This window comes from Xenorhabdus sp. XBWT, assembly GCF_059072735.1.
The window spans coordinates 2,098,000-2,117,240 of the sequence record NZ_CM180990.1; the positions used below are offsets into that span (position 1 = coordinate 2,098,000).

Genomic DNA, 19,241 nt, shown 5'->3' on the forward strand with positions numbered 1-19,241 from the left:
TTAAAAACGATCCATTTGCGGTTGATAATTTGGAGCAAAAAATGAAGAAAAAATCATCAAAATTGGGGAAAATAGTTTCGAGTATCGTTTTATTATCATTACCTGCTGCCCAAAGCGTTGCTGCGGTTATTCCTGCGGGAGTCACATTAGCCGAAAAACAAGAAATAACCATTAATAATGGAGTTGAGGTGACTTCATTAGATCCTCATAAAGTAGAAGGTCATCCAGAAACTGTTGTGATTCGTAACTTACTGGAAGGACTGGTAACGACAGGGCCAAATGGTGAAACGGTGCCCGGAGTAGCAGAAAGATGGGAAAATGAAGGTCACAAGATTTGGACATTCTATTTACGTGAAGATGCTAAATGGCGTGATGGAAAACCGGTAACTGCACAGGATTTTGTCTATAGCTGGCGTCGTCTTGCTGATCCGAACACCGGTTCTCCTTATACCAGTTATTTACAATATACCCATGTGCAGAATGCCGATGATATTTTGAACGGAACAAAAGCACCGGATCAATTGGGTGTCAAGGCTTTGGATGAACGTCGTTTCCAGGTAACACTCAGCCTGCCTGTGCCTTATCTGGTTGATATGTTAAGTCATACAGCAATGAAACCTGTCAGGCAAGATGTGGTAGAAAAATGGGGCAATAAGTGGACATTGCCGGCAAACTATATTGGCAATGGTGCTTATATATTGAAAGACTGGGTAGTCAATGAGCGACTTGTTTTAACGCGTAATTCACAGTATTGGAACAATAAAGAGACCATCATTGAAAATGGCACTTTCCTGCCTGTCGTTTCGGGGATCAGTGATGTTAACCGCTATCGTAGTGGGGAAATAGATATTACTGACAGCGCTATTCCCCCTGATCTGTACCAAAAAATGAAACGGGATATTCCCGATCAATTGCAAGTTTCACCTTTTCTGTGCACGTTTTATTACGAAATTAATAACCAAAAACCATTGTTTAAAGATGAACGAGTACGTGAGGCCATAAAACTGAGTCTTGATCGCAATATCATTACTGAAAGAATTATGGGGCAGGGGCAGATTCCAGCGTATGGTTTTACGCCAACCTATATTGGTGGTGGTTTGTCCATTAATCCGGAATGGGCGAATTGGACACAGGAACTACGTAATCAGCGGGCAAGGGAATTGTTAAAAGAAGCCGGTTTTGATGCCCGCAATCCTCTAAAGTTTACTTTGTTGTACAACACGTCAGAACAGAATAAACAACAAGCCATTGCTGCGGTTTCTATGTGGCAAAAAAATATTGGTGCAAAAGTCACATTGCAAAATCAGGAATGGAAAACCTCTCTCCAGAACCGTCATGAAGGACATTATGATGTTGCGAGAGCAACATGGTGCGGTGATTACAATGAACCTTCCTCTTTTTTGAATATGTTATTGTCAACTAGCAGTAATAATACTGGTTTCTATCAAAGTGAGGCGTTTGATAACTATCTTCGTCAGGCACTTGTCGCAAAAGATGACGTCACCCGCCAGGAATTTTATCAACAGGCTGAGGCTCAACTTGATAAGGATTCAGGAATGGTCCCTGTTTATTACCGTGTCAGTGTACGCCTTATTCGTCCTACTGTTGGTGGAATGATAGGTAAAGATCCTCTTGATTATGTCGATCTAAAGAATTTATACATCAAAAAAGTTGATAAGTGATCTTTTAACAAAATATTGTCTTGCTTTAAGCAAAATAGTTCCTTTGAATGCATATAATAACCATCCCAATATGTATATATAGCTCTAACGAGTCAGATGATATTAATTGGAGTAACAATAAGATGATAAACACAACAAAGAAAAAACTGGCTGCCGGAATTACGGTAGCCTTGGGTATGATGATGGGCTGGCAGGCCTTTGCTGCGCAAGTACCCGCGGGTGTGCAACTCGCAGACTCTGCAAAACAGGTGCTGGTTCGTAACAATGGCTCGGAACCCCAATCGTTGGACCCGCATAAAATTGAAGGTGTGCCGGAATCCAACATTGCCCGTGATTTATTTGAAACGTTGGTTATTAATGACCCTGACGGCAAAATTATCCCCGGTGTAGCAGTGAGTTGGGGCAGTCAGCAGGATTTCAAAGTTTGGACATTCCATTTACGCAAAGATGCAAAGTGGTCCAATGGTGACCCTGTCACTGCGCAGGATTTTGTTTATAGCTTTCGCCGATTGGTAGATCCAAATACTGCATCCCCTTACGCAAGTTTTATGCAATATGCTCATATTGTTAATGTTGATGATGTCATTAGCGGTAAACAAAAACCCGAAACTTTGGGTGTGAAGGCATTAGATGATCATACATTACAATTAACGTTGAGTGAGCCTGTTCCTTATCTAGTCAGGTTGTTTGTCCATACAAGTACATCACCAGCCCATCGTGCAACTGTAGAAAAATATGGTGATAGATGGACACAACCACAGAATTTTGTGGGTAATGGCGCTTATAAAGTGAAAAGCTGGGTGATCAATGAACGCCTTGTTTTTGAGCGAAATCCGTTCTATTGGGATGATAAAAATACAGTTATCAATCAAGTCACTATTTTACCAATTTCTTCTGAAATCACGGATGTTAACCGTTATCGTGCTGGCGAAATTGAGATGAGTTATGACAACTTACCGGTTGAATTGTTCCAAAAGCTGAAAAAAGAGATCCCCGAACAGTTGCGTATAAATCCGAAATTGTGCACTTACTACTATGAAATTAATAACGAAAGGGTGCCATTTAACGATCCAAGAGTACGTACCGCACTGAAATTGGGAATGGATCAAGCTCTTTTAACTAATAAGGTAAAAAATCAGGGAGATATACCTGCTTATGGTTATACCCCACCCTATATTGCTGATTTTAAAGATGAGAAACCAGATTGGTACGTTAAATTAAATCAGCAACAACGTAACGAAGAAGCGAAAAAACTTTTGGCAGAAGCTGGATTTACCAAAGATAATCCTTTGAAAGTAAAATTACTGTACAACACTTCTGACCTACACAAAAAATTAGCTATTGCTGCTGCTTCCGTTTGGAAAAAGAATATCGGTGTTGACATTTCTCTTGAAAACCAAGAGTGGAAAACGTTCCTCGACTCCCGTCATCAGGGCAATTATGATGTAGCCCGCGCCGGATGGTGCGCTGATTATAATGAAGCTTCTACTTTCTTGAATCCTATGTTATCCCACAGTAGTAACAACACTTCTCATTATAAGAGTAAAGCATTCGACGAGTTAATGAAGCAATCTCTTCAAGCAAAAACTGATGAAGAACGGGCTGAAATTTATGCTAAAGCTAATGCTCAATTAGATAAAGATTCCGCTATCGTCCCAATCTATTACTACACAAATTCTCGTTTATTAAAACCCTATGTGGGTGGTTATACCGGAAAAGATCCATTGGATAACTACCACACCAAAGATCTATACATAATAAAACACTAGGAATCAGTAGGTGGTGTCATTAATGGCACCACCTAAATGTCAGATTATTTTAAGGCCACGGTTTGGCTAAACAATAGGAACGGGCAATGCTAAAATTTATTTTACGCCGCTGCTTAGAGGCGATCCCGACACTTTTTATTCTCATCACAATTTCGTTTTTTATGATGCGGCTTGCACCGGGTAGCCCATTTACAGGAGAAAGGAAGCTACCGCCGGAAGTGATGGCAAATATTGAAGCGAAATACCACCTGAATGACCCTATCTATAAACAATATTTCAATTATTTAATCCAACTTTCCAAAGGGGATTTTGGCCCTTCATTTAAGTATAAAGACTACAGTGTAAATGATCTGGTTGCAGAAGCTTTGCCTGTTTCTGCTAAATTGGGTTTCGCTGCCTTTATTATGGCAGTGATATTGGGTGTCAGTGCGGGGGTTATTGCAGCATTAAATCAGAATACAAAATGGGACTACACGGTCATGGGGTTTGCCATGACGGGGGTTGTCATCCCCAGCTTCGTAGTTGCTCCTTTATTGGTTCTGATATTCGCCATTACATTAAAATGGCTGCCGGGAGGAGGCTGGAATGGCGGGGCGCCTAAATATATGCTCTTGCCAATGGTTGCACTTTCCCTCTCTTATATTGCCAGCATATCCCGTATTACCCGCGGTTCCATGATAGAAGTTTTACATTCCAACTTTATTCGTACTGCCCGGGCCAAGGGATTACCACTGCGAAAAATTATCCTGCGTCATGCGTTAAAACCCGCCTTATTACCCGTAATCTCTTATATGGGACCCGCATTCGTCGGCATCATCACGGGTTCAATGGTTATTGAAACCATCTTCGGTTTACCCGGATTGGGCCAGTTATTTGTTAATGGCGCATTAAACCGAGATTACTCATTGGTACTCAGTCTGACGATTCTGGTAGGTGGATTGACCATTATGTTTAACGCCATTGTTGACGTCTTGTATGCCGTCATTGATCCGAAAATTCGTTACTAAGACTGGAGCACGCAATGTTACTGAATAAAAAAAATAGCGAAGCTCTGGAAAGTTTCTCCGAGCAATTGGAAATTGAAGGTCGTAGTTTGTGGCAGGATGCACGCCGTCGTTTTATACATAACAAGGCGGCGATTACGAGTTTATGTATTCTGCTTGTAATTACATTATTTGTCATTCTGGCTCCAATACTGTCGCAATTTGCTTACGATGATACCGATTGGAACATGATGACGATGCCGCCGGATTCTGAATCCGGCCACTATTTTGGTACTGATTCATCAGGACGGGATCTGTTGGTACGTGTTGCCATTGGCGGGCGTATTTCATTGATGGTTGGGGTCGCCGCAGCTTTGATTGCCGTGTTGTTTGGTACTTTGTACGGTGCGACGTCAGGCTATCTTGGTGGCAAAGTTGATATGCTCATGATGCGCTTGTTGGAAATTCTCAACTCTTTCCCATTCATGTTCTTCGTTATCCTTCTGGTCACTTTCTTCGGTCAAAACATCCTGCTGATTTTCGTTGCGATAGGCATGGTATCGTGGCTAGACATGGCGCGTATTGTCCGAGGACAGACATTGAGCTTAAAACGCAAGGAATTCATTGAAGCAGCATTGGTTAGTGGGGTTTCTACCCGTCATATCGTTCTACGCCATATCGTGCCAAACGTTTTGGGTGTTGTGGTGGTTTATGCTTCATTACTTGTACCCAGTATGATCCTGTTTGAATCTTTCTTAAGCTTTCTGGGTTTGGGAACTCAGGAGCCGCTCAGTAGTTGGGGTGCTTTACTAAGTGATGGTGCCAACTCAATGGAAGTGGCTCCTTGGTTACTGTTATTTCCGGCAGGCTTTCTGGTGATGACCCTGTTTTGTTTTAACTTTATTGGTGACGGCCTGCGAGATGCCCTCGATCCAAAAGACCGTTAAGGAGAGCCTATGAATAGCCTAGAAACTTCAAAAAATGATGAATCTCTATTATCAGTCAAAGATCTGAATGTCGTGTTCAGCACTCCTGATGGTAACGTAACTGCCGTAAATAAACTGAATTTTGATTTACAGGCGGGAGAAACGCTGGGGATCGTGGGAGAATCTGGTTCTGGTAAATCACAGACAGCATTTGCATTAATGGGATTACTGGCCAGTAATGGTTCTGTCAGCGGTTCTGCTACCTTTAACCGTAGAGAAATTCTCAATCTGAAAGAAAAAGAGTTAAACCAGATGCGGGCGGAAGAGATCTCGATGATATTTCAAGATCCCATGACGTCCCTGAATCCTTATATGCGGGTGGGGGAGCAATTAACTGAAGTGCTGATGCTGCATAAAAATATGGGCAAAGGAGAAGCTCTTGAAGAGTCTATCCGAATGCTGGATGCAGTTAAAATGCCAGAAGCCCGTAAACGTATGAGAATGTATCCGCACGAATTTTCTGGTGGTATGCGCCAGCGTGTCATGATTGCAATGGCACTATTGTGCCAGCCTAAACTGCTGATTGCTGATGAACCGACAACTGCACTGGACGTAACGGTTCAGGCACAGATCATGACATTACTCAACGAATTGAAAAAAGAGTTTAACACTGCCATTATCATGATCACCCATGACTTGGGTGTGGTGGCCGGTATTTGCGACAAAGTGTTGGTCATGTATGCTGGAAGAACAATGGAATACGGTACTGCACGTGACGTGTTTTACCACCCTACGCATCCATACTCCATCGGATTACTGAATGCGGTTCCTCGTTTGGATGGTGATGAAGAGATATTGACGACCATTCAAGGCAACCCTCCTAATTTATTGCGTTTACCGAAAGGATGTCCATTCCAGCCGCGTTGTCAGTTTGCTATTGAGCGTTGTGCTCAGCAGGAACCGCAGTTGGAAAGTTTTGACCTTGGGCGCTTGCGTGCCTGCTTTAAATGCCAGGAGGAATTAGTATGAGCGAAATAGCTGAAAAACGTGTCCTGTTGGAAGTCAATGACCTCAAGGTTTATTTTGATATCAAAGATGGGAAACGGTGGTTCTGGCAGCCGTCGAAAACTTTAAAAGCGGTGGACGGAGTCACACTCAGGCTCTACGAAGGAGAAACTCTGGGGGTTGTAGGAGAGTCTGGCTGCGGAAAATCAACATTCGCCAGAGCAGTGATTGGATTGGTGAAGGCTTCTGGTGGCTCGGTCACTTGGCTCGGACAAAATCTACTGGAGGTAAATGATAAACAGTGGCGGGATATTCGTAACGATATCCAAATGATTTTCCAAGACCCTTTGGCATCACTGAATCCGCGTATGACCATCGGTGACATCATTGCAGAACCGTTAAGAACTTATTACCCCAAAATGAAAGTCATGGAGATCAAAGAAAAAGTTAAAAAAATGATGATGCGGGTAGGGTTATTGCCTAACCTGATAAACCGTTATCCCCATGAATTTTCAGGCGGACAGTGTCAACGTATTGGCATTGCCCGGGCTTTGATTTTGGAGCCTAAATTAGTTATCTGTGATGAACCTGTTTCAGCGCTGGATGTTTCCATTCAGGCGCAGGTTGTTAACTTGTTGCAGGAGTTACAACGTGAAATGGGGCTTTCCCTGATATTTATCGCTCATGACCTGTCGATAGTGAAACACATATCAGATCGCGTATTGGTGATGTATTTGGGACATTCGGTGGAACTGGGAACTTACGATGAGGTTTATCATAACCCGCTGCATCCTTATACTCGTGCACTCATGTCTGCTGTACCCATTCCTGATCCGGACAAAGAACGTAACAAGCATATTGAATTGTTGGAAGGAGAACTCCCTTCACCGATTGACCCTCCGTCTGGCTGTGTATTCCGCACTCGTTGCCCAATGGCCGATGCTGAATGTGCCAAAACCCGGCCATTGCTAGAAGGCAGCTTTAAACATGCGGTATCTTGTCTTAAAGTTGATCCGCTATAACCACTAGCATAGAAAGAACCATTAGTGTAGAAAAGTTCTAATGTGACACTGTCACCAAATATAAGCTTAAATGCCCTCATGATGAGGGCATTAGCAAACTTTGAATATACAATTAAACAAACAAATCACCTACCCTATATCAAATTATGTTGATAATTACATAAGGGTCTTGATTGAGCCAATAGCCTAGCTTAAGTAAAATTTTTTGGTAGTTTAGCCGCAGGATTAAATGATCTTGAACTTTAATAAAATAATAAGTGAGGGATTTATGTCTGAAGTTAATCAGCCAGAAAGTAAAAAACCTGAATATGAATGCCAGATTAACCCCGATCAATACAAAATTGACACCGTAACCGCCCCGACTGGCTCTTGCCCGTGGGCAATCATTCAGGTTTATTTGGGGAATAAATTACATCGTAGTCATTGGGATACCCCGAATGAATATATACGTCTTACTCTTGAGCCAACTTCTGAGGAAGAATGTAATAGCTTCATTCATATTGAGAAGGGTGATAAACGCGGAGTTTGGTTTCCTTGGCAGCCAACGCCAGAAGATTTGATGGCTTGTGACTGGAAATTGCTACAGTCGGATAACCATAAGCCAGAAGATTGTATGTTGGTTTTTGAGCTTGAATTAGGAGCTGGTAAATTTAATTACGGCCAAGATTGGGGATATATTAGTGAAAGTGGGCAATGGCTCAGTGGAGGTACAGCTACTTTTGGTAGCTTAAGTCCAATCTCAAATAAGACAACAATTCCCAATGTGTTAGCATTTTATTGGAGTACGTATAATTGGTTTTATTTGATAGTTTCTTCTGATAAAGATAAAGATCGGAAGATAGTAGAGTTGCTGACGAAAAATCTTTATGTAACTGTTGATAATACAATCTATTCTCTTGGAACCATGCCGCTTTTAGGCGATACAGATGGCAGATATACCATTTCATATGGAAATTATGAAGCACAGAAGTTAGGTGGAATATTAAAACAAACCGGTGAAAAAAAGACGTTCTGTCTTAATTGGCGTGATAAATAAGTTATTCAAATTTATATCCTGAATTCAGGGGTTCGCTCAGGTGTAGAATTATAAAATCAGCCTCCGAATGGGAGGCTGTGTGTACATTATTTGATGATTTCAACTGGCGACTAGATGTAACATTTTATTTTTAATAATATGTTATTTCTTCCAGATAATATGGTAGATAGGGTGAGCTTTTTCCCGACAAATCAAAATACGGGCAAAAATATCATCAATTTCGGCATCTTCCGATTCCGCCAAGCCAATAATGACTTCTGAAAAAAAATCCGGTTCTAAATTAAAATCAACATGCTCAAACCAAATCTCTGATGGTTTTAATACTTCAGCGCCACCTCGTTCTTCAAATTGCAAATTAAACAATAAACTATCAGCCGGATCGAGATTAGAGAGCGCCTGTTCCAGAAAAATGTCATAGGCTTTCTCAAGCGCCTCATCTTCTGTCATTCGGTTGTTAATATCCAATTGCATAGTATGTGTCGGTTGATTTTCCATAATGGCATTGTCCGAAATTAGTAACAGAATAAAATTAAAACATGTTCTACATTGAATGAATACTTTTTCTGGCACGAATTATAAAAGGGGGCTGAAAAAGTAGCATACCCGTTCAAGGATGCGATGCCAAACTGGTCGTTTTTCCCATTCATTATTTGCAAGTAGCGTTGAGCGCACAATATAGCCTTGCTGAACTTGCGTTAAATCATTGCCGAAGTGTTCATCGTCAATCACAACTGTAATTTCAAAATTCAGCCACAAGCTGCGCATATCCAAATTGACGGAACCTACCATGCTGAGTTGTCCATCGACTAAAACACTCTTGCTATGTAATAGGCCATCCTCAAATAGATAGATTTTTACGCCTGCTTCCAATAATTCCGCAAAAAACGCACGGCTGGCCCAGCGGACTAGAAATGAATTGTTCTGGCTTGGAATTATGATACTAACATCAACACCCCGCATCGCTGCTGTACAAATTGCATGCATTAAATCATCACTGGGCACAAAGTAAGGTGTGGTAAGAATAAGTTGATTGCGAGCGGAAAAAATAGCTGTCATCAAGGATTGCTGGATCAATTCATCAGGGAATCCCGGCCCGGAAGCAATGACTTGAGCGGTATGTCCACTGGCTTGCTCGAAAGGCATAATGGTACTGTCAGGCGGTGGGGGAAGATGGCGTTTTCCTGTTTCCATTTCCCAGTCGAAAGCATAAACAATTCCCAGTGTTGTGGTGACAGGGCCTTCCATTCTCACCATGATGTCGACCCATTGTCCCACTCCCGCATCTTGTTTAAAAAAACGGGGGTCAACCATATTCATGCTGCCGGTGTATGAAATATGATTATCGATCAGGATAATTTTTCTGTGCTGGCGTAAATCCATACGGCGTAAGAACAGACGGAAAATATTAACCTTTAGCGATTCGACGAATTCAATGCCTGCCTTACGCATAATATCAGGGTAAGGGCTGCGGAAAAATTGCCAGCTTCCTGCTGAATCTACCATAATCCGGCATTTAACACTGCGTTTGGCTGCCCGTATCAGAGCATCGGTAACTTGATCAACCAAGCCTCCTGACTGCCATATATAGAACACCATTTCGATATTGTATTTAGCATTTTCAATATCATTGATAATGCTTTTCAGGGAATCATCATAAGATGTCATTAGCTGCATTTTATTGCCTCTGACACCCTTGATTTTTTGGCGGCGTTCGCACAATTGAAATAATGGTGTAGCAACTTCACTATTTTCATTGGTAAAAATGAAGGGTGATTTCCTTAATTCTGCAAGCCACTTGGCCACAGATGAACGCATTTGTTTGGCCTGTTCCACTCTGCGTTTGCCAAGATGCAATTCGCCGAATGACAAATAAGCAACAATTCCTACTAAAGGAAGAATATAAATAATGAGTACCCAAGTCATTGCTGATGTCACAGGGCGACGTTTCATCAAAACTCGAATGGTGATACCAGCAATAATCAGCCAGTATAAGAAAATCGCCAGCCAGCTCAGTACAGAATAAAAAGTTGTCATATATGGCAATTAATCCTATTTATTTAAGAGCCTATCCATTAGGCTATTTTATTTGTCATGTTAATCTAGAGTTTGTTCAAAAGATATGTACTGCGCATATACTTCGATGTTTGCCCATAACTGTGTTCAAACTGTTTGCGACAATGAACTCCTGTTTGAGTTGACTGTAAGTATTTCATACTGTCATTTCCACAAGTTTCTAGAAATTTAGACAAACTATCAACCTAATCTGTGCCAGACAAGTATTGGTTGACATCTCTGATAGTGAGGATTAAGAATAATACAAATTATCCCCATGAGAGAATGAATCTGGAAAGTATCTGATGAAACACTGTCGAAATGAAGTAGGGCGCTGGAGAATGCTCCGTCAAAGCATCCGTCGTCGCCGTCGTTGGTTGGAAGATCAGTCACGTCGTAATTTTCGTATCTATAAATTGCGTAAAACAGATGCTTGCAAGAGCCGCAGGTCGATTCTGTTCATTCAAAATATAGAATGCCTGTAGCATAATATGTACCCAGTAGATTTGAAATTATCGTATCACGACAAAACAGCAGCTTAAAAGTGTAGATGTTTTTGAATCGTTATTGAATATGATAGTCATTTGCATTTAAACTAATGGCTATCTGAAAACTGACTATCATGCTGCTGAGCAAGAATTCTCTTATGCGTTGGATACCTTGGGCGATACTACTTTCTGTTTGTTTACATATTTCTATTGCTGCGGCGCTTTTTCATGGTATTAAACCTGAAAAACCAGAAGCCGCTCCTATGTCTGTTGCCATGGTTCAATTGGCCGCTGAAGAGGCATCAATCTCTGAGCCTATCATGTCTGAATCAGTTCCTGAGCCTGAATCACTTGAACCTGAACCTATCGCGAAAATTGCCCTCCCTAAGCCGGAAAAGAAACCGGAAGTGAAAAAGAGAGAAGAGAGAAAAATTGTTAAGAAAGAATCTAAGCCGGTGGAGAAAAAGACTCAAAAAATCTCAGAACAACCACTGAAATCTGTTTCTGATCAAGATTCCCAGATAGTAAAAAATCTGAGTGATCAAAAACCGGTTAATGGTGCACCGAAAGCACAAAATGGGCCAAGGGCGTTAAATAGACCAAATCCTGTTTATCCATCCAGAGCGCAGCAGTTGGGTACCGAAGGGACAGTGAAGGTAAGGTATGATATTGATGAAGAGGGTAGAGTGAGGAACATCGAAATCCTTTCCTCAACTCCCAAGAATGTTTTTGAGCGTGAAGTGAAGAAAGTGATGAGAAAATGGCGTTACGAAAAAATGCCTGCAACCGGGTATGTTACTACTATTGAGTTTAAAGTGACCGGTATTTCACAATCCTAGCCTATCAAGATACTCCCTACTAGAGTTAAAGTACGCAATACAGCCTTTAACTCTAGTAACTCTAGCAAATAATTGAGAAGATATGATTGAAAAGCTTTTGAGTGATACAGTCGCTTATTCCAGAGAAATGATAACAACGAAAGCGGGAAATTTGTATTTCATTATTTAATATGAACACGTATTTATATTATGCCCATAAACTGTAACCTAAATTTACTATTTTCAGAAAAAAAGGCGCACAAATTTAATTGTGCGCCTTTAATTCACGAATTATTATTCCCAGTAAATCGTTACTCTGAATCACTGCCTTCCAGTTTGAAGTGTCTTTTATCTTCAGGCAAAGGACGAGAAGAATTATTCTCATCAACAGCAACATAGGTGAAAACCGCCTCTGTTGCACGGTAACGTTGCCCAACGGGTTCAGAAGCCACCTTTTTCACCCAAACTTCAATATGAATTGTGATAGATGAATTCCCCGTTCTAAGGCAACGGGCATAACAGCATACGACGTCACCTACCGCAACTGGTTTCAGAAAACTGATGCCATTTACGCTAACAGTTACTACGCGCCCCAGTGCAATTTCTTTTGCCAGAATTGCGCCGCCAATATCCATTTGAGACATCAGCCAGCCACCGAAAATATCCCCATTGGCATTGGTATCGGCAGGCATGGCCAGTGTACGGAGAACCAATTCTCCGTTTGGTAAGGGTTGTTGTTGTGTCATTAGAAAACTTGCTTTATTTGGTGAATATAACAATACCTGTCGGTGTATCGACAGGTATCCATCTGATGGGTCATTACATTATTTTTGTTCGCGAGGCAGATGTCGGTAGATATATACCACACTCAATACAGTAAAGACCAGTGTCAATGCTGTTAACCCGAACACTTTAAAGTTTACCCAAATATCCTGAGGTAGCCAGAAAGCGACATAAATATTTGCCAAGGCACAGGTGATAAAGAAGATCGCCCAAGCCATATTCAATTTATTCCAGACGAAATCAGGCAGCTCCAACTCTTTACCCAACATCCTCTGAATAAGCGGTTTTTTCATAATCCATTGGCTGACAAGCAGAACTAAGGCAAAAATGGCATAAATGGCAGTTACTTTCCATTTAATGAATAAATCGCTGTGGAAAACGAGTGTAAGTGTACCGAAAACGGTAACCATGACAAATGTAATCAAGGAAGACTTTTCGACTTTACGATAAATCAGGTAAGTGATGACAACAGCCAACCCTGTTGCAGCAATCAGGGCGCCCGATGCATAGAAAATGTCATACATTTTATAGACGATGAAGAAAACGACTAGTGGTAAAAAGTCTAAAAGTTGTTTCATAAATTGGACCCATTGTGACGCCAATGAAGGCATGTTCTTGAATTTATGCCAGAGTGTATCAGATCTCAATGAAATGATTTATTTATCAAGGAAAAACATTTTTCATTTATTCGGATAATTTTATCACAATGAATGAAAAGTCGGGCTGGTAATGAGGAACTTGAGAGTTTCCATTGAACACCGCATTATAGTGGACTCCGTTTTCACGAAAGGGCATAAAAAGTCATGTTGTGGGAAAGATTGCATCGTTGGATGCCAGGCTTGGGAAATCTCTGTCATTATCGTAAAGAATATCTTAGCCATGATATACGGGCAGGTCTTTCTGTTACTGCGGTCGCATTGCCGGTTGCGATTGCTTATGCTGAATTAATGGGCATTAGCGCAATTATTGGTTTGTATGCCTGTATTTTACCTATGTTCGCTTATGCTCTGTTTGGGACTTCCCGACAGTTAATTGTTGGGCCAGATGCAGCAACTTGTGCCGTTATCGCCGCCGCTGTGACACCGTTGGCGCTGGGAAATGAACATATACGTTGGCAGCTTGCCATTGTCATGACATTAATGATGGGGTTTTGGTGTATACTGGCCAGCCATTTTCGGCTGGGGGCATTTGCCGACTTTCTGTCCCGCCCCATTCTGAAAGGTTTTATGAATGGTGTGGCGATCACTATTATCGCAGATCAGATTTCTAAGGTTTTCGGACTTTCTGGATTGCCTGCCGAATTGATTGAGCGATTAATTGCACTGCCTCATAAGTTGTTGGAATCTGACTGGCCGACGGTGGGAATGTCTGCAATAACGTTGTTGGTATTGCTTTGTGTGCGTGTTATTAGACCGAGCTGGCCGGCACCATTGATGGCAATGGTAGTGGCGACTTATATCAGTTGGCAGTTTGAACTCAATCAATATGGTATCCAAATTGTTGGTAATATGGGGACGGGTTTACCTATTGTACCTATGCCTGAATTTGAATTTGGTATCTTGCGTGATTTAGTTGTTCCATCCATTAACCTTGCAGTTATTAGTTTTGTCAGTTTTATGATGACAGCTCGTAGCTTTGCCAGTAAAAACGGCTATCAGGTTGATGCAGATTTAGAACTCAGGGCACTGGGTATAGCCAATATCGCTTCATCGTTGTCACAAGGGTTTGCGGTCAGCGCTGCCAGTAGCCGTACTGCTGTCAATGACTCCATTGGCGGGAAAACGCAAATGGTATCAATGATTGCGGCTATCGCCATTCTATTGGTGCTGTTGTTTATGACAACATTTCTAACCTATATTCCTTTGTCATCACTGGGAATTGTGCTGATTTTTTCCACATGGTCACTATTGGGTTTAAAGAATATCTGGGCATACCGAAAACGTAATCGTCAGGCTTTTATACTCTCGATTTTCACGCTGGTTGCAGTTTTACTGGTGGGGGTTATTGATGGTGTCGGTTTTGCTGTTTTGTTGGGGTTGTTGCAATTTTTGCGGATTATTTTCCGACCTTCAGATCAATTGCTGGGTGTAAATGAGCACGGTATGGTTCGTTCTATCCATCAAGATAGTGATATTAAGCCAGTAGATAGCATCATGATGTATCGTTTTAACTCTCCTTTGACTTATTTTAATGTCGGATACTTCAAAAAACGGGCATTACAGCATGTAGAAAGGGCATCTAATCGTCCTGCATGGTTGGTGGTAGATGCGACAGTCAGTTTTACCTATGATGATGTTAGTGTTTTTGCAGTGTTGGATGAGTTGATTACGGAATTAAAAGAGAAAGGCGTGACATTGGTTTTGGCAGGGCGCAGGACAGAACTGAATTACTGGATTAAACAAAATAAACTGAGCCGCAGTGATGAAGATCTGATTGTGGTGCCCGATCTCTATTTTGCCATTCGTATGATTCAAAGTAAGTTACAACTTGAGGAAAAACAAGCCGAATAATTGCAATCCACCTTGCTAGAATGCAGCGAGGTGGATTATTCAGTGTTTATTACATACCGTTTGTAGTTTTATTTTGTGCCAGCATATACAAGCGGAACAGGTAAACCAGCAGCAGGGCTGATAGTAGGTTATTCAAGACAGACAGTACCAAATAGGGAGTTTTTGACAATAAAAGCTCCAGTATCAGTTTGGCAGCAATCCACAACAGCATCGCAGGTATTAGCAGGCGCATATTCTCAAATGCTAACTTCCAACTTGCCTGCATGGCAGCAAAAACATTCTTGCCTTTTTCAAATAGAAAAATAGGGGCAAGTGCAAATGCAATAGAGAACAGAACTCCTGGTAATAACATCAAAACGTAGCCAATTTGAACCAGCAGGGTGCAGATAAACATTAGCAAAAACATTCTTGGCAGAAGTGTGATCGATAATGTGCTGGCATGAATGGCATTAGTTTGCTGCCCATTGGAAACAGCATTGATGAGTATTAACACACTGGCAGTAAGTAAGGTATTGCCGAATATGTTGGTAAATAAGATCCCAAATGCTGTGCGCAAGAACATGAACTGCTCATCTGGTGTTAATTGAGCCACAAAATCTTTGACTCCTGCATTACCGGATTCTTTAAAAGCATTTTGTATCCCGACCAATAAGTTGAGTTGTTCACCATTCGGCATGAGAAAATGTTCGAGCAGTGTTGTCACCAACGCGGCCAAGACAGAGAGTATGACAATATTCAACAGTTGGTTCTTCAAAAAGTTGATGCTGTCACGATACAGGGTATTTGCCGTGATGGGCATGAAAGTGGCTCCTATCAAATAAAACGACGATGATAATGTTCAATTGTACCTTGTTAGGGGGATTATTGGATACCCAAGATTTGCCTTCTTGCTGATGTCTTGCAACTTGAAATCCAAGGTTCATGGGGTACGGAAAACGAGTTCCTATTAGATGATAGAATCGGTATCCTTTATCAAAAAGGGTAAAAACATTAATTTTATGTTAAGAAATTTATTGATTGATGTTATTTTATAATAAAATATTTCTATTCGTAATTGTTTTTTGATAACTAAAAATTGATATAAAAAATAAATAAAAGACAGCAATGAAATTATTAATCAGATAATTTTGATTTGGATCAATTTAAAATATTCATCAAGTGAAATAATAAAGTTGTAAATACCTTATTTTGCCAAAAATCTTTAAAAGATATGATCTGTCTTATATCCAGTATATTTCGAGAGGTAATCAAGGAATCTACAACTTGAGAAACGACAGGTATAGATCATAACAGTAAACAAATGGGTATATTTCTGACTATTTTAAAACGATAAATGGGATGGATAATGAAAAAGATTTCTGCGCTCGTATTGGCTGCGGCTACGTTAGCTCCGTCATTTACCTTCGCCCATGAAGCGGGGGACTTCCTGTTCCGTGCAGGTACAGCAACGGTAAGGCCAAATGCTGGTTCTGAGAATGTATTAGGTTTGGGATCTTTTGATGTCAATAATAATACTCAGTTGGGTTTAACTTTTGGTTATATGATCACTGATAACATAGGTGTTGAATTACTGGCCGCAACACCATTCCAGCACAGAGTGAGTTTGCCGATAGCAGGTGAAATCGCCGAAGTTAAACATCTTCCACCAACATTGATGGCACAATATTATTTTAGCTCCACAGAAAATAAATTACGCCCTTATGTTGGGATTGGTGTTAACTACACGAAATTCTTTAGCGAAAAATTTAATAATAATGAAACCGTAAGTGGGGCTAATTTAAATAGCCTAGATCTAAAAGACTCTTGGGGAATAGCAGGTCAGGTTGGTCTGGATTATAAACTGGATAAACACTGGATGCTGAATACCTCACTTTGGTGGATGAACATCGAAACTGATGTGAAGTTCAAAGTCGGGGATGTAGATAAAAAATATAAAACCCGCCTTGATCCATGGGTCTTTATGTTCGGTGTTGGTTATAGTTTCTGACTGTTTAAATGATGACAGGTTTAAAAACTGATAAAAAGTAAGTTACGTGCGTGTTTGGCATAAGAGAGAACCAATGGGGCCTAATCAGCCCCATTTTTATACTTTTCAGATGTGTTAAAGACATCGTAGGATCACACGTAAATCACAGTAGTGGGATCATAATAGAGTCGCGTTTTTCATAGAACGAACAAAATCCGTTAAATTTTCCAGCATGATATTGGGTTGATGCAGGTTATCTTCAATAATTTTTACGATGGCAGAACCAGAAATCGCGCCTGTAGCTCCGCTATTGAGTGCCGCTGTAATCTGTTCAGGTTCTGAAATACCAAAACCTTGTAGAGCAGGTGCGGCATGATACTCGTTGAGTTTATTGACAAGATGAGTTAACGGTTGTGTCGCTCGATTCTCACTCCCAGTTACGCCTGCTCTTGACAGTAGATAAGTATATCCGCGCCCAAATGAAGCGATTTCACGCAGTAAATCGTCATCTGCGTTAGGAGGACAAATAAAAATCGGGGCAATGCCATATTTCATAGCGGCTGAGCGGAATGGGGATGATTCAGATAACGGTACATCAGCCACCAGAACTGAATCAACTCCAGCATCTTTGCACCGGCGGTAAAAATCATCAATTCCATTATGGAAAACTAGATTGGCGTAGAGCAACAGGCCAATGGGGGTATCGGGATATTTAGTCCGAATTTTTCCCAACAGTTCAAAACACAATGTTGGTGTAACGTTGGATGACAATGCCCGCAAGTTGGCATTTTGGATAGTAGGGCCATCGGCAAGAGGATCTGAAAACGGAATGCCTAATTCAAGTGCATCTGCCCCACCAGCGATTAAAGCATCAATAATTTCCAATGACAAATCAGGATTGGGATCACCGAGGGTGACAAAAGGGACAAATGCACCCTGATTTTGGTTTTGCAGCTTCTTAAATAGTTGTTCATAACGTTCCATCAGATTTCCCCCCTTGATTTTAAAATATCGTGAACAGTAAAGATGTCTTTGTCGCCGCGACCAGATAAATTAACAATGAGTAATTGTTCCTTATCTGGATTCTGGTGGATCATTTTCAACGCATGAGCCAGAGCATGGGACGATTCTAATGCCGGAATAATACCTTCATTACGTGATAACGCCTGAAAAGCTTCGAGTGCTTCATTATCAGTAATTGAGACATAATCAGCTCTGCCGATACTGTTCAAATAAGCGTGTTGAGGACCAACGGAAGGAAAATCTAATCCGGCTGAGATGGAATAAGATTCTTCAATTTGCCCATCTTCCGTTTGCATAATCGGGGCTTTCATACCGAAATAGATGCCCAATTTACCGTGTTTCAACGGAGCGCCGTGCTTTCCGGTTTCGATGCCATGCCCGGCAGGTTCGACCCCGATTAGGCGAACATTATTTTCTGGTATAAATTCAGCGAACAGGCCAATGGCATTTGAGCCACCACCAACACAGGCAATCACTGCATCAGGCAGACATCCTTCTTTTTCCAGAATTTGCGCTTTGGCTTCTTCACCAATCATGCGCTGGAATTCTCGTACTATTGTTGGGTATGGGTGAGGGCCTGCGGCGGTACCCAATAAGTAATGTGCTTTGTCATAACAACCAGACCAGTCACGCATCGCTTCATTACAAGCATCCTTCAAGGTTGCTGAACCACTGTGAACAGGGATCACTTCAGCTCCCATCAATTGCATGCGGAAGACATTAGGAGATTGGCGTTCAATATCTTTTGCTCCCATATAAATACGACATTTTAGTCCCAACAAAGCACAAGCCAAGGCAGTCGCTACACCGTGCTGACCAGCCCCGGTTTCAGCAATGATCTCATGCTTTCCCATTCGCTTTGCCAGCAATGCCTGCCCCAATACTTGATTGGTTTTGTGAGCACCGCCGTGGAGTAAATCTTCGCGTTTCAGGTACAAACGTGTTTTTGTGCCTTTAGTCAGATTCTGACACAATGTTAAGGCAGTAGGACGGCCTGCATAGTTTTTCAATAACGTCTCGAATTCACGCTGAAATTCAGGATCTCTCTGGGCATCGATAAAAGCGTCTTCTAACTGATTAAGTGCGGGGAACAAGCTTTGGGGAACAAATTGTCCGCCAAAATCGCCAAAATAAGGATTCAATTTACTCATTATTTTATTCATCCACTTTCTGTCTGA

At 41.3% G+C, this 19,241-nt stretch carries 18 protein-coding genes; 11 read left to right on the forward strand and 7 right to left on the reverse strand.

The genetic code is table 11. The features are described from left to right. Positions 1-41: 41 nt before the first annotated feature. From AC5JQI_RS09435 to AC5JQI_RS09465, 7 genes are all read left to right on the forward strand, one after another. Complete coding sequence (locus tag AC5JQI_RS09435; RefSeq protein ID WP_493914544.1) at positions 42-1,682, forward strand: ABC transporter substrate-binding protein; 1,641 nt, start codon at positions 42-44, stop codon at positions 1,680-1,682. Between the two features lie 122 nt (positions 1,683-1,804). Further along, the gene (gene oppA / locus AC5JQI_RS09440) at positions 1,805-3,451 is read left to right on the forward strand and encodes an oligopeptide ABC transporter substrate-binding protein OppA (RefSeq protein WP_493914545.1); all 1,647 of its coding nucleotides are present in this window, start codon (positions 1,805-1,807) and stop codon (positions 3,449-3,451) included. Between the two features lie 86 nt (positions 3,452-3,537). Then, entirely contained in the window at positions 3,538-4,458 is a 921-nt protein-coding gene (gene oppB / locus AC5JQI_RS09445; protein WP_237386426.1) for an oligopeptide ABC transporter permease OppB, read from the forward strand. Positions 4,459-4,472: 14 nt separating this feature from the next. Then, positions 4,473-5,381, forward strand: coding sequence for an oligopeptide ABC transporter permease OppC (oppC, locus tag AC5JQI_RS09450; RefSeq protein ID WP_493914546.1), 909 nt, complete (start codon positions 4,473-4,475; stop codon positions 5,379-5,381). Between the two features lie 9 nt (positions 5,382-5,390). After that, complete coding sequence (locus AC5JQI_RS09455; protein WP_237386424.1) at positions 5,391-6,389, forward strand: ABC transporter ATP-binding protein; 999 nt, start codon at positions 5,391-5,393, stop codon at positions 6,387-6,389. Continuing rightward, positions 6,386-7,387, forward strand: a complete 1,002-nt coding sequence (oppF, locus tag AC5JQI_RS09460; RefSeq protein ID WP_237386423.1) for a murein tripeptide/oligopeptide ABC transporter ATP binding protein OppF — start codon at positions 6,386-6,388, stop codon at positions 7,385-7,387. Before AC5JQI_RS09455 ends, oppF begins: the two co-directional genes overlap by 4 nt. Positions 7,388-7,655: 268 nt before the next feature. Then, positions 7,656-8,423 (forward strand): Thoeris anti-defense Tad2 family protein, encoded by a 768-nt coding sequence (locus tag AC5JQI_RS09465; RefSeq protein WP_493914547.1) that lies wholly within the window; start codon positions 7,656-7,658, stop codon positions 8,421-8,423. A gap of 141 nt (positions 8,424-8,564) precedes the next feature. On the opposite strand, the gene AC5JQI_RS09470 is transcribed toward AC5JQI_RS09465, so the two are convergent. Both AC5JQI_RS09470 and cls read right to left on the reverse strand, forming a co-directional pair. After that, on the reverse strand, positions 8,565-8,894 hold the full coding sequence (locus tag AC5JQI_RS09470; RefSeq protein WP_323855475.1) for an HI1450 family dsDNA-mimic protein: 330 nt from the start codon (positions 8,892-8,894) through the stop codon (positions 8,565-8,567). 102 nt (positions 8,895-8,996) lie between these two features. Continuing rightward, positions 8,997-10,457 (reverse strand): cardiolipin synthase, encoded by a 1,461-nt coding sequence (gene cls, locus AC5JQI_RS09475; protein WP_493914548.1) that lies wholly within the window; start codon positions 10,455-10,457, stop codon positions 8,997-8,999. Between the two features lie 323 nt (positions 10,458-10,780). Here cls and AC5JQI_RS09480 point away from each other — a divergent pair, with 323 nt between their 5' ends. Next, entirely contained in the window at positions 10,781-10,960 is a 180-nt protein-coding gene (locus AC5JQI_RS09480; RefSeq protein WP_237386697.1) for a YciY family protein, read from the forward strand. 137 nt (positions 10,961-11,097) lie between these two features. Next, on the forward strand, positions 11,098-11,802 hold the full coding sequence (gene tonB, locus AC5JQI_RS09485; protein WP_493914549.1) for a TonB system transport protein TonB: 705 nt from the start codon (positions 11,098-11,100) through the stop codon (positions 11,800-11,802). Between the two features lie 290 nt (positions 11,803-12,092). Here tonB and yciA read toward each other — a convergent pair whose 3' ends face one another. Together yciA and AC5JQI_RS09495 are read right to left on the reverse strand one after the other, a co-directional pair. Next, complete coding sequence (gene yciA / locus AC5JQI_RS09490) at positions 12,093-12,527, reverse strand: acyl-CoA thioester hydrolase YciA (RefSeq protein WP_237386695.1); 435 nt, start codon at positions 12,525-12,527, stop codon at positions 12,093-12,095. 78 nt (positions 12,528-12,605) lie between these two features. Further along, positions 12,606-13,142: a septation protein A gene (locus tag AC5JQI_RS09495; RefSeq protein WP_323853584.1), complete on the reverse strand. Its 537-nt coding sequence runs from the start codon at positions 13,140-13,142 to the stop codon at positions 12,606-12,608. 225 nt (positions 13,143-13,367) lie between these two features. Between AC5JQI_RS09495 and AC5JQI_RS09500 the strand changes: the two genes are divergently transcribed. After that, positions 13,368-15,074, forward strand: a complete 1,707-nt coding sequence (locus AC5JQI_RS09500; protein WP_493914550.1) for a SulP family inorganic anion transporter — start codon at positions 13,368-13,370, stop codon at positions 15,072-15,074. Positions 15,075-15,123: 49 nt separating this feature from the next. Here AC5JQI_RS09500 and AC5JQI_RS09505 read toward each other — a convergent pair whose 3' ends face one another. Continuing rightward, the gene (locus AC5JQI_RS09505; protein WP_323853586.1) at positions 15,124-15,873 is read right to left on the reverse strand and encodes a YciC family protein; all 750 of its coding nucleotides are present in this window, start codon (positions 15,871-15,873) and stop codon (positions 15,124-15,126) included. A gap of 546 nt (positions 15,874-16,419) precedes the next feature. Between AC5JQI_RS09505 and ompW the strand changes: the two genes are divergently transcribed. Continuing rightward, complete coding sequence (gene ompW, locus AC5JQI_RS09510; protein WP_493914551.1) at positions 16,420-17,061, forward strand: outer membrane protein OmpW; 642 nt, start codon at positions 16,420-16,422, stop codon at positions 17,059-17,061. Positions 17,062-17,217: 156 nt separating this feature from the next. Here ompW and trpA read toward each other — a convergent pair whose 3' ends face one another. Together trpA and trpB are read right to left on the reverse strand one after the other, a co-directional pair. Then, positions 17,218-18,024 carry a tryptophan synthase subunit alpha gene (gene trpA, locus AC5JQI_RS09515; protein WP_493914552.1) on the reverse strand — a complete coding sequence of 269 codons (807 nt, stop codon included), beginning with the start codon at positions 18,022-18,024 and terminating at the stop codon, positions 17,218-17,220. Next, positions 18,024-19,217: a tryptophan synthase subunit beta gene (trpB, locus tag AC5JQI_RS09520; RefSeq protein ID WP_493914652.1), complete on the reverse strand. Its 1,194-nt coding sequence runs from the start codon at positions 19,215-19,217 to the stop codon at positions 18,024-18,026. Before trpB ends, trpA begins: the two co-directional genes overlap by 1 nt. Between the last annotated feature and the right edge of the window lie 24 nt (positions 19,218-19,241).

Excerpts from the sequence above, each read along its gene's own strand:
- AC5JQI_RS09435 (WP_493914544.1), top strand. The coding sequence starts at position 42 with ATGAAGAAAAAATCATCAAAATTGGGGAAAATAGTTTCGAGTATCGTT.
- oppA (WP_493914545.1), top strand. The coding sequence starts at position 1,805 with ATGATAAACACAACAAAGAAAAAACTGGCTGCCGGAATTACGGTAGCC.
- oppB (WP_237386426.1), top strand. The coding sequence starts at position 3,538 with ATGCTAAAATTTATTTTACGCCGCTGCTTAGAGGCGATCCCGACACTT.
- oppC (WP_493914546.1), top strand. The coding sequence starts at position 4,473 with ATGTTACTGAATAAAAAAAATAGCGAAGCTCTGGAAAGTTTCTCCGAG.
- AC5JQI_RS09455 (WP_237386424.1), top strand. The coding sequence starts at position 5,391 with ATGAATAGCCTAGAAACTTCAAAAAATGATGAATCTCTATTATCAGTC.
- oppF (WP_237386423.1), top strand. The coding sequence starts at position 6,386 with ATGAGCGAAATAGCTGAAAAACGTGTCCTGTTGGAAGTCAATGACCTC.
- AC5JQI_RS09465 (WP_493914547.1), top strand. The coding sequence starts at position 7,656 with ATGTCTGAAGTTAATCAGCCAGAAAGTAAAAAACCTGAATATGAATGC.
- AC5JQI_RS09470 (WP_323855475.1), bottom strand. The coding sequence starts at position 8,894 with ATGCAATTGGATATTAACAACCGAATGACAGAAGATGAGGCGCTTGAG.
- cls (WP_493914548.1), bottom strand. The coding sequence starts at position 10,457 with ATGACAACTTTTTATTCTGTACTGAGCTGGCTGGCGATTTTCTTATAC.
- AC5JQI_RS09480 (WP_237386697.1), top strand. The coding sequence starts at position 10,781 with ATGAAACACTGTCGAAATGAAGTAGGGCGCTGGAGAATGCTCCGTCAA.
- tonB (WP_493914549.1), top strand. The coding sequence starts at position 11,098 with ATGCTGCTGAGCAAGAATTCTCTTATGCGTTGGATACCTTGGGCGATA.
- yciA (WP_237386695.1), bottom strand. The coding sequence starts at position 12,527 with ATGACACAACAACAACCCTTACCAAACGGAGAATTGGTTCTCCGTACA.
- AC5JQI_RS09495 (WP_323853584.1), bottom strand. The coding sequence starts at position 13,142 with ATGAAACAACTTTTAGACTTTTTACCACTAGTCGTTTTCTTCATCGTC.
- AC5JQI_RS09500 (WP_493914550.1), top strand. The coding sequence starts at position 13,368 with ATGTTGTGGGAAAGATTGCATCGTTGGATGCCAGGCTTGGGAAATCTC.
- AC5JQI_RS09505 (WP_323853586.1), bottom strand. The coding sequence starts at position 15,873 with ATGCCCATCACGGCAAATACCCTGTATCGTGACAGCATCAACTTTTTG.
- ompW (WP_493914551.1), top strand. The coding sequence starts at position 16,420 with ATGAAAAAGATTTCTGCGCTCGTATTGGCTGCGGCTACGTTAGCTCCG.
- trpA (WP_493914552.1), bottom strand. The coding sequence starts at position 18,024 with ATGGAACGTTATGAACAACTATTTAAGAAGCTGCAAAACCAAAATCAG.